Source organism: Streptomyces sp. MBT65, assembly GCF_016612545.1.
Classification (GTDB): domain Bacteria; phylum Actinomycetota; class Actinomycetes; order Streptomycetales; family Streptomycetaceae; genus Streptomyces.
The window spans coordinates 1-8,588 of the sequence record NZ_JAENRY010000458.1; the positions used below are offsets into that span (position 1 = coordinate 1).

Annotated in this window: 8 protein-coding genes and 1 pseudogene; 4 read left to right on the forward strand and 5 right to left on the reverse strand. The window is 67.8% G+C overall.

The window, feature by feature from the left end; translation table 11 throughout:
- Positions 1-58 precede the first annotated feature (58 nt).
- Positions 59-229, reverse strand: coding sequence for a hypothetical protein (locus JHN63_RS47970; protein ID WP_200691435.1), 171 nt, complete (start codon positions 227-229; stop codon positions 59-61).
- Between the two features lie 36 nt (positions 230-265).
- Between JHN63_RS47970 and JHN63_RS47975 the strand changes: the two genes are divergently transcribed.
- Positions 266-1,048: a hypothetical protein gene (locus JHN63_RS47975; protein ID WP_200691436.1), complete on the forward strand. Its 783-nt coding sequence runs from the start codon at positions 266-268 to the stop codon at positions 1,046-1,048.
- Positions 1,049-1,678: 630 nt separating this feature from the next.
- Here the strand turns inward: JHN63_RS47975 and JHN63_RS47980 are convergent.
- Positions 1,679-3,172, reverse strand: a complete 1,494-nt coding sequence (locus JHN63_RS47980; RefSeq protein ID WP_200691437.1) for a hypothetical protein — start codon at positions 3,170-3,172, stop codon at positions 1,679-1,681.
- 715 nt (positions 3,173-3,887) lie between these two features.
- Here JHN63_RS47980 and JHN63_RS53600 point away from each other — a divergent pair.
- On the forward strand, positions 3,888-5,987 hold the full coding sequence (locus JHN63_RS53600; RefSeq protein ID WP_234478808.1) for a pentapeptide repeat-containing protein: 2,100 nt from the start codon (positions 3,888-3,890) through the stop codon (positions 5,985-5,987).
- 482 nt (positions 5,988-6,469) lie between these two features.
- On the forward strand, positions 6,470-6,718 hold the full coding sequence (locus tag JHN63_RS54925; protein WP_374223017.1) for an IS3 family transposase: 249 nt from the start codon (positions 6,470-6,472) through the stop codon (positions 6,716-6,718).
- On the opposite strand, the pseudogene JHN63_RS54930 reads toward JHN63_RS54925, so the two are convergent.
- From JHN63_RS54930 to JHN63_RS48010, 3 genes and pseudogenes are all read right to left on the reverse strand, one after another.
- Positions 6,661-6,954, reverse strand: a pseudogene (locus JHN63_RS54930) (transposase); the annotation flags it as partial. The gene JHN63_RS54925 and the pseudogene JHN63_RS54930 overlap by 58 nt on opposite strands.
- A gap of 36 nt (positions 6,955-6,990) precedes the next feature.
- Positions 6,991-7,782, reverse strand: a complete 792-nt coding sequence (locus JHN63_RS48005) for a hypothetical protein (protein ID WP_200691439.1) — start codon at positions 7,780-7,782, stop codon at positions 6,991-6,993.
- A gap of 30 nt (positions 7,783-7,812) precedes the next feature.
- The gene (locus tag JHN63_RS48010) at positions 7,813-8,235 is read right to left on the reverse strand and encodes a transposase (RefSeq protein WP_234478809.1); all 423 of its coding nucleotides are present in this window, start codon (positions 8,233-8,235) and stop codon (positions 7,813-7,815) included.
- 112 nt (positions 8,236-8,347) lie between these two features.
- On the opposite strand from JHN63_RS48010, the gene JHN63_RS48015 reads away from it, so the two are divergent.
- Complete coding sequence (locus tag JHN63_RS48015; RefSeq protein WP_200691441.1) at positions 8,348-8,506, forward strand: IS3 family transposase; 159 nt, start codon at positions 8,348-8,350, stop codon at positions 8,504-8,506.
- The last annotated feature ends 82 nt before the right edge of the window (positions 8,507-8,588 follow it).

Below are 8,588 nucleotides of genomic sequence, written 5' to 3' on the forward strand. Positions count from 1 at the left end.
GTGATCTTTGAAGACGGACCCTAGCACGTGTAGTTGAACACGAGGTCCGGGTCCACCGTCATGCCGCTCCTGTCGGGTCCTTCCGGCCGGGAGAGGGGCTATTGACGGGGTTGAGTTCGCCGATGTGCACGCTGAACAGAGCCTTGTCGAGGGCTCCGAGGAGGCGCTGCGCCGGCAGACCAAGTCGGGCCCCCGCCTTGCCGCCGAAGTGGAACGTCTCTGATCGCATAGCCTCTCCTGGCACGCACACGACAAGGGGAGGGTCATGAGAGGCAGAACGGCCTGGGCCGCGGCCGGTGGGGCTGCGATCTTGGTGCTGGTGACGGCGACCGGGGCGCACGCGGAGGGGCGGGGCGATGTCCGGGTGGTGAAGACCGTTGTCAACGGCGGCGGCAACGTCATCGTGGGCACGGCGAAGACGATCACCTACCCCGTCGACATCACCGTCAAGGACAACTCGGGGGTGAAGGGGCTGTCGCACGTCAGTACGTACAACGCGGGCAGCGCCGCCGGCAGTGGCTTCGTGGACTGGACCGGCACGTCCTGCAAGAAGAAGTCGGCGACCACGTCGGTGTGCACGGCCACGATGAGCATCACGCCGGCATGGATCCCCGACTACAGCGACAGCGACAGCAACAAGACCGCAGGCGTCTGGGAGATCAGCGCCACCGTCCAGGCCAACGACGGTGACTACTGGATCTCCGACCGCATCGCCCTGTACAAGGTCAAACGCGCCGCCCAGCTCACCACAGTGATCGCACCCGAGAAGGTCGCCAAGAACGCCAAGGTGACCGTCACCGGCAAGCTGTCACGGGCCAACTGGGAGGACCTGAAGTACCACGGGTACCCAGGGCAGCAGGTCAGGCTCCAGTTCAAAAAGAAGGGCGCCGCCCACTACAGCACCGTCAAGACCGTCACGACGGGCAACATCGGGCAACTGGCCACCAAGGTGACCGTCACCTCGGCAGGCAGCTGGCGCTGGTACTTCCCCGGCACCACCACCACTTCGCTGAAGGCCTCGGCCGGGGACACACTCAACCTCACGTAGCCGACCAACGGTGCCACGGAATCGGCCTCGGCCGCCCGGCCCCATCGTCAAGCACCGCTTTCGATGCTGCGCCGCGGGACCCTTCCACTTGGCAACCACGGCGCAGCATCACGCGCGCGCCGGCCGGTACCCGCTTCTTGGCCAGCGCTCTTCCGCCAGGGAGCACTGAACACAGGCCCGGACGCCTCACGCCGCCGATCTCACCAGGCTCGCCGACCACGGCCTGGAACGAGCGGAAGCGCGCGAGGCGTCCGGTACGCAGGGCGGCGGATGCCAGCGTCCTGGAGGGCCCGCGCCCGCCCATGAGAATGTCCAGGGTGGACGGTACGGCGGCCGGCGATGTACCAGGCGAAGGAGAGCGGCGTGAGCGGCACGGTCCGGCTGACCTGCCCAACTCACCCTAAAAGCTCGTCGCAACGCTGGAATGATCACCGTGTTGCGATGATCGCTGGAATCCGCCTTATCGCACAGGCAGTCTTGTTGTCACTGAGCCTGGACGACGGCTCCGCGAGAGCGGTACTGGGCCGGTAGCATCCCGACCGTTGTGGCTAGGACGGCGACGGTTCGGGCTCCTGCAACGGCGAGGCCATAGGGACGACCGCATGATGTGCCGATGCCGGAACCTCCGGCTCAGAAGGAGCCGCCGAAGCTGCTTGGCCAAGTGGTGGCGTGCCGGGTCGTCGTCCGGTCACCCGAGGGCGACGGTTGCTTGGGCGGCCAGGGATCTGGGCGTCCCGCCCGCTTTGCGACGGTCCGGAAATGCTGGTGCTCGTACAAGTAACACTTCTCGGTGAGGACGGCGCGTAGCTTTGTGCCGTTCGGGTCTTCGCGGTCGTACCGCTCGAACTGCTCGGTGAGGAAGAGCAGCGGGAGCAGCTCCTGATCATCGTCTTCGGGCAGGTAGCCCGCGTCGACCACGGCCGCGACCGCCTCTGGATCGAGTTCGATTGCGCGGGTCCGGATGGCTCTTCGCATACCCCAGCTACCCCAGCGTTCGAAGTTCGCCGAGGGGTCGCTCAAGGGACCGAGGTCGCGCAGGGACCGCCGTACGGCTACGGCCACGTCGTCCGGCAGGTCCGTGTCCAGGATCGCCAGGATCCGGTCGATGATGACGTCTTCCTCGATCCTCAACCCGTCGATGGGGTACGTCAGCTGCAGGACTCGCCCGTTCGGATCGGCCTCGCGATAGGCCGCGAACTGCCGGGTGAGCAGCAGGAAGATGGGTGTCCAGGCGGAGCTGGCCGGCCGGTACCCGGCGTCGCGGGCCGCGGCAATCGCCTCGGCGTCACCGAGCACGGCCTGGTCACACACCGCCGTGACACCCTCTCGGGCCGACAGGTCACGCAACGCGCGGCGGCAACGGTCGTGGACCTGTTCCGGCAGCCAGGTGCCGAGATACTCCAGCAGCCGCAGGACCAGGGCGTCCTGTTCAAATGCCGGCAGCAGATCGGTCCGGTTCTTCAGAAGCGCGAGCAATGACAGGTCGATGTCGCCGGGCTGGGCGGGCGGCCGAGGCAGGTTTGGGTTGGTGCAGACGATCTTGAGGAACGAATCCGGGCAGCCCCCACGCCACAGGTTGCACTTGGTCTCGTGGCCGGGCGGTGCCGCGTCGAGGTAGGTCGGGCCCAGATGCGCACGCGGCCGGAAGGCGGTTTCCAGGGCGTCCAGCAGGCCGGGCTGGTCGGTGACGGACAACAGGTCGGCCAACCGTTGGCGCAATGCGGGACAGGGGAACCCCAGCGCGGCTTCGACTAGCCGCCGAACATACGGATCCCCCATATACACGCCGTCCGGCGGGTCGGCGGCGGTCTGCGGGAGACAGGCGGTCAGCCGGACCCGCGGCCGATACGGGGACGTGGGGTCGGCCTCGAGCAGGAACTCCAGCACCGGAACGACCCGCTCCGGCCGCTCGTGGTTACCGAACCTGAAGTGCGCCGCTGACAGCAGGAACCACGCGCCGCGCCAGACCTCGTCGCGGTGGGCTCCGCCAGCCGCCCACCACCGGTCAATCCGCTTACGGGCCCGGCTGTTGCGCTCGTAGAGGGCAGCAGCCAGCACGTCCCGGCCGCGTTCCCGGGCGCGCCACCGACGGAACTTCATCGTTCCATGATGCATCGCCTGCATGCCGATGGCTTGTGCCCTCAGCTCCAACTAGACAGGGACGGCTTGTCGTTGGTCAGGGCGGGCCCGCGCCTGGACCTGGCTGCACGGCTGGGGTGCGCGCCGGTCTTTCTACTCTTCCCGACCCACAGACGGTGGCGATGTCCCTGTGACCTGGCCCGCGTCATCGCCGACCTGGTCCGCGATCGGCGAGGCCATCTCCTCGCCGACTGGGTCCGCGAGGCCGAGACCAACGGCCCTGGTTCCGTGCAGGGCTTCGCGGGATTCCTGCGCCAGGGCATGGAAGATGTCCCTGAAGTGTGACGCCCAGGCGAATGCGTCCCGCCGGACCTCAAGGTGCAGCACGCTCATGTCCACGGCCTTCGTGCTGGTCCCGTGTGTTTCCTGATCCGGAACACAGGGTCAGGCGAAGGCCGCCCTGACACGAGGGAATTACCCGGCCGAGCGAACGCGTACGAGAAACGTTCGACAGCAGCAGCTTAAAGATCAAGCTGAGACCTGATGCTCGATCGAGGCCCTGCACGGCGATGGCCGCGTCCGTTCCTCGCGGCGAGATCCGCCTCGTGGACGGCGCCGGTCAGACCACGTTGTCGGGAGCGACCCGTCGCGGCCGGCCCGGGCGCTGTGAAGCAACCCCGGTCCGTCACCCCGGTGCGGCGTCAACCAGCCTGTGGAATGGCGCTGTTGGTGATCGACGCCCGACCCGTATCGTTACCTCATGTGGTCATATGCGGTGTGGGGGCTGGTCGGTGCCGCCCTGTACAGATGTCTCATCGTCCGGGCTGCTCTCCTGCGCGACGAAGACCCGTTCACACACCGGTACGGGCGGTGGGACTATCCCGACGGGCCCGGCGCCGGCGCCCTCGTCGCAGGCCTGTGCCTGCACGCGCTCCTGGGTGCGGCGGTCGGCTGTACTGCGGCGACGCTGGCCGGCACGGCGGGAGCGGCGAATGCGGTCAGGTCCCTGATCGCGCTGGCCCTGGGAGTCGTCACCCCGATCGTGTTCAAGCCGGCCGGCCGGCTCACGCTCCGGATCCTGGTACCCGATGCCCTGGACGGGGGAACGGAGATACGGTTGATAGACCGCCGGTACTGGTACACGCCGCCCGGTCACCCTCCCGTGGCCACCGACGGACCGTACCCGTGGGCCGACGAACTGGCCCGGCGCATCCGCGCGCGGGAGGTGGCCCGGCCGGTCAACCTGAAAGGCGCCCACCTCAGCGGGGCGGACCTGACCGGGGTGGATCTGCCCCGGGTCTACGCGCAACTGGGCACGCTGCCAGGCGTGTGCCTTCGGGAGGCGAACCTGTCGCGGAGCTTCTTCTATGTGGCGAATCTGATCGGCGCCGACCTGACGCGGGCTCGCCTGGACCGAGCGGAGCTGGGCTCGGCGAGGCTGGTCCGGGCACGGCTGACAGAGGCCGACCTGACCGGAGCGGACCTGACGCACGCTGACCTGCTGGACGCGGACCTCGTGGGAGCACGGCTGCGCGGAGCGGACCTGGGCGGGGCGGTGCTCGTCCGGGCGAACCTCACCGGTGCCGACCTGACCGGGGCGTGTCTTGAACGGGCGGACCTGACGGGTGCCGACCTGAGCGGCGCGGAGCTGACGGGCGCGAACCTGGCCGGGGCGCGATGGACCTCACAGACCGTCTGGCCCATCGGGCCGGCCGACCGGATGCGGGACGATTCGGAGCAGCTCTTCGATGACGTGTACCGCGTGCACGGCTGGTCGCCCGAGCCCCACAAGTCCAAGGAGAAGAGTCAACCTCCTTTCTTCCAAAGGTTGTTGATCGCCTTCTGTGATGCCACCCCGGCGTTCCGGCCGCTCCGCGCCGGTGACGTCGGGCACGGCAAGGAGACGCGGGCCTTCCGTCCCGCCAGACCCGTCGGGCGGGACGGCCTCAGGAGTGCGCTGAAGTCCGGCACGGCTGTTTCCCTGTCAGGCGCGCAGCTGCACGGTATCGATCTCGTGGGCGTGAGCCTCGCCGGAACGGACCTCAGCCGGGCCGACCTCACGAAAGCGATCCTGACGGGCGCCGACCTGAGCCGGACCGACCTGACCCGGACACGTCTGACGCAGGCGAACCTGTCGGGAGCCAACCTGAAGGGCGCGAACCTCGCCGGAGCGAACACCGTGAACGCGGACGTGACCGGGGCGATCCTTACCGGCGCGAACCTGGCCGGCGTCTATCTGGCGGACACGAACCTGTCCGGTGCCCGCCTGACCCGTACGAACCTGACCGGCGCCCTGTTCTCGGGGACGAAGTTGACGGGAGCCGACCTGACCGACTCCGACCTCACCGATGTCGCCCTGGACAAGGCGGACCTGCGCGGCGCGAAACTCCTGCGGGCCCAGCTGACCTCCGCTGACCTGAGCGAGGCCGACCTGACCAAGGCCATCCTCACCGAAGCCGACCTGACCGGCGCCCATCTCTACGCCGCGGACTTCTCCCAGGCCCAGATGATCAGGGCCAGGCTCACTCTGGCCTTTCTGTACAACGCGAAGCTGACGGGCGCCGACCTCACCCACGCGGACCTGGCCGGAGCCGACCTGACCGAAGCGCGCCTCACAGGGGTCAAGCTGGTCGGAGCCCGGCTGCGCGGCGCGGACCTCGCCGGGGCCGACCTGAGTGGAGCCCGCACCGACGGCGCCGACTTCGCGGAGGCGGTCTGGTCCAGCACGACCAAGTGGCCCGGCACGATCGCCGGGACTATCCGGGATCGCTCCGAAACAGCCCCCGACGGCACCTTCCGCGTACGCACCACCACCCTGGGCAAGAACCATTCCCCCAGCTCGGGAACCTCCGAACGGTAGCCCGAAGCCGTCCAAGAACCTCCGCATCCAGTTCAACCGACTCCACTTCTCATCCGCTGTCCAGGGGCGGTTTTTCTGATCACTAACGAGCTCGCGCATGGTTGGCGGTGAGACGTCGAGCTCTTGATCGTTGATCATGGTTGCGTGGTGGGGAACGCGACTCGTGCACTGGTCATCAGCAACCGGCGGATCACGGGCCTGACGGCCGATGTGATCGCTGAACTCGTCGCTGAAGTCGGCCCGTTGTGGCATCAACGCCACCAGGCCCCTCTGCCCGCGCGGACGCCGACCTGGTCCTGACCACCCTCGAGTACGCGCTCGCGAGCCGGGAGGTCGAACCGGGCAAGCTGATCCACCATGCGGATCACGGCTGTCAGTACACATCCGTGAAGCTCACAACTCGACTGCTGAGAGCGGGAGTCGAAGCATCCATGGGCTCGGTCGGGGACAGCTACGACAACGCTCTCGCGGAGAATCTGTGGATGATCATCAAGACGGAGTGCATCCGCGGCCGCGTCTTCGCCACCCGGGCCGAGGCGAATCTCGCGCTGTTCGAGTACATCGACGGACCCCGTTGCCCAATTGCTTATGCGGCGTGGTCCAGGGCTCCGAGGTGTGATGTCCGAGTGGGGGCGAGTGGTTGTCCGGTCCACCAGGCGTCGAGTCGGAGCAGGTTGACGGCGGTGGCCACGAGGATGTGCGCGAGGGCGGTCTTCCCCAGTCCCGTGTAGCGGGTTCTGCGTCCGCCGGTGGCTGTGACCGCCTGGTGGATTGTGCCCTCAATGCCGGAGCGGACCGCGTAGACGGCCCTCCATTCGTCAGTGGTCTGCTCGGCGCGGACGTGTTCGAGGACGGCGTCTTGATCTTGTGGGCGGACGGTCAGCTGCCGGCCGTAGCGTGTCGAGTTGGTGCACTGCCCGCGGGAGGGGCGAGGCGCGCAGGTCTCGGTGGCGAAGAGGATGCGGATCGCGGGTCGCTGATTGTTGTCGAGTCCCTCGGTCCACTAGCGGCTGTGGGCGTCAGCGGGGCAGATAGCCCGGCGAGCGTCCCAGTCGATGGTGAAGGATGCCTTGTCGTAGCCGGTCCCTTGGACAGTGCGGCGGGTCATGGGCCGGACCGGGCCGATAACGCGGACACCTCGCTGGCTGGGCGCTGTGAGCAGGAGTTCCGCGGAGATGTAGCCGGCGTCCATCAGGTGTTCGCCCGGCAGCAGGCCCTTGGTCTCGAGCCGGTCGTGGATCTCGTCGACGACCAGAGGGTCACCGACCGTGGCGTCCGTGGTCACCACATGCGTGATCAGGTGCGGTCGGCCGGTCTCCTTGGCGTCGCAGGTCTCGGTGAAGTGGAACTTGTAGCCGTCCCAGGCCGAGCCGCGCTTGACGGCGTTACGGGAGTCGGGGTCGTAGGGCGAGGTGATCCGTGCTCTGCTGGGCGGTAGCTCGTCCTTCCCCCGCCAGGCCACCTCCTGCACTCCGTCCGTGATCGTGCGCTGGAACTGCTGGAGCCATACGGTCCGCAGGATGTCGACGGCCGGGACCTGCGGCAGCCAGGCCGGGGCACTGGCCGCGAAGGCCGCTTCGAGAAACTGGTAGCCGTCGGCCGCGATGCGCCAGGTCAGTTGGGTTCGCTCGTTTTCGTCGCTGGGCAGTCGGTAGGAGTCGACTCGGGCTCCGTATCTTTCCTGCCAGCCCCCGGGCATCCAGGAGGTGAGCCACTGGGGCGCCGCGACGGCAACCGCCTCCAGCGCAGCCCGCAGAGTCTCGCCGACGAACTCCAGGCGGTTGAGATCCCTCACCGCGGCGAGGATGTGGGTGGAGTCCGTGCGCTACCAGCCCCGGCCTGACACGAGTCCCAGCTCGTTGAGCCGTTTCAGCAGCAGGTCCAGGATCTTCCCTTCCAGCCCGTGGGCCAGGAGCCGGTCGCGGAAGCCCGTCAGCACGGTGAAGTCGAAGCCGGGATCGGCCAGTTCAAGGCCGAGCAGGTACTTCCAGTCGATTCTCGCTCGTACTGCGTGAGCGGCCTGGCGGTCCGTCAGGTTCTCCGCGAACTGCAGCACACTGACCAACGCCAGCTGCCCCGGGGCAACACCAGGACGACCACGCACGCCGAAGGCAGACCTGAAGATCTCGTCGTCGAACAGCGGACCAAGCGCGTCCCGCACCCGCATCGCCAGACAGCTCTTTGGAAACGCAGCCCATGCCACCAGCCGCGTCCCCTCAGGAACCTCCCGACCGGCGCCCGCCCGCATCGACACCCGACCCTCCGCCCCAAGATCGAATCACAGGCTTGCTGCCCAAGCCCCACCTCAGGGTCCGCCCCTCGACCACCCGCGAAGACCGAGATCAAAGGCATTCACCCAATTGGGCAACAGGGTCGCTCAATCGCTCTACAACTCCTGGCGCATCCAGAAGCGGCTCGGCTACCTCAGCCCGATCGAGTTCGAGGAGAAGCACTACGCCGACCAGGCAACGGCCGAACGAACGAACCTGAAACCCCGTCACCCCCTCCTGACCAGCTGATCAGCACCTCCCGCACGCCGGGGGAACCTCACCTTCCAGAGGATCACGGTGGCGGTGCCCGCCACCGTGATCCTCTGGAAGG